Annotated in this window: 2 protein-coding genes; both read right to left on the bottom strand. The window is 66.6% G+C overall.

From position 1 onward, the window contains the following. The coding region (locus tag MOV74_RS38950) for a condensation domain-containing protein (protein ID WP_246932906.1) at positions 1-808 on the bottom strand (808 nt) is incomplete at its 3' end. After that, on the bottom strand, positions 805-1,021 hold a 217-nt coding region (locus tag MOV74_RS38945; RefSeq protein ID WP_246932905.1), incomplete at its 5' end, for a phosphopantetheine-binding protein. The genes MOV74_RS38945 and MOV74_RS38950, both read right to left, overlap by 4 nt.

Here is a 1,021-nt window from a genome sequence, read left to right as displayed (position 1 = left end):
GCTCGCGCCAGTAGCCGAGCTGCCGCTCCAGCCGCTCGCCCGACAGGAAGCCGCGCTGCCACACCGCGTAATCCGCATACTGGATCGCAAGCGGCGGCAGCGGCGAGGCCTGCCCCGCGGTGAACGCCCCGTACAGCGCGCCAAGCTCACGCAGCAGCAATCCCATCGACCAGCCGTCGGAGGCGATGTGATGCACCACCACCACCAGCACGTGGTCGTCGTCGCCGAGCCGCACCAGCCGCGCCCGGAACGGCGCCTCGCCCGACAGATCGAATGCGCGCGACACCTCGCCCGACACGATCCGCCGAACCCGGCCCTCGATCTCCTCGCGCCGCTCCAGCCCGTCCAGATCGTCGCGCCCAAGCCCGATCCCGGCGCCGTCCCCGATCAGTTGCACCGCATCGCCGTCCGCCGTCGCAATCCGCGTCCGCAAAACCTCGTGACGACCAACCAGTCCCGCCACCGCCCGCTCCAGCGCCGCCACGTCCAGCACGCCCTGCAGCCGCAGCACCACCGGCATGTTGCGCGTGTTCCCCGCGCCCTCGATCTGCTCCAGAAGCCACATCCGCTCCTGCGCAAACGACAACGGGAGATTCGACGATCGCGGCACCACGGGAATCGGGTCTTCGACGCCGGTCTCGTTGAGACGGGTGAAGAGAGCAATGATATCGCTCTTCTGCTCAAGAAGCCGCTGCCTGAGACTCGGCGTCAGTTGATCGTTCTGGCCTCTGATCCTGAGGACATCGCCGTCGCAAAGGATCTTGATACCCCGGCGGCGAAGCTCAGTGAGTAGCTCAATGCTGCTCAAAACACCCACTCCTCTTCCGGGTCGGGTGTATGAAGTGCCCCCGCTCTGTTGGTGTTGATCCAATCCGACAGCTGGATCTGCTCGGCGAGCTCCGTTATGCTGGGTGTCTCGAACAGGGTTCGCAGCGGCAGCTCGACGCCGAACGCCTCGTTCAGCCGCGCCGACATCCGCATCGCCAGCAGCGAGTGCCCGCCGAGCTCGAAGAAGTTGTCC

The organism is Bradyrhizobium sp. SHOUNA76 (genome assembly GCF_023006445.1).
Classification (GTDB): domain Bacteria; phylum Pseudomonadota; class Alphaproteobacteria; order Rhizobiales; family Xanthobacteraceae; genus Bradyrhizobium.
Note: the sequence above shows the minus strand (reverse complement) of the source record. Positions and strands in the feature narration are given on the sequence as shown.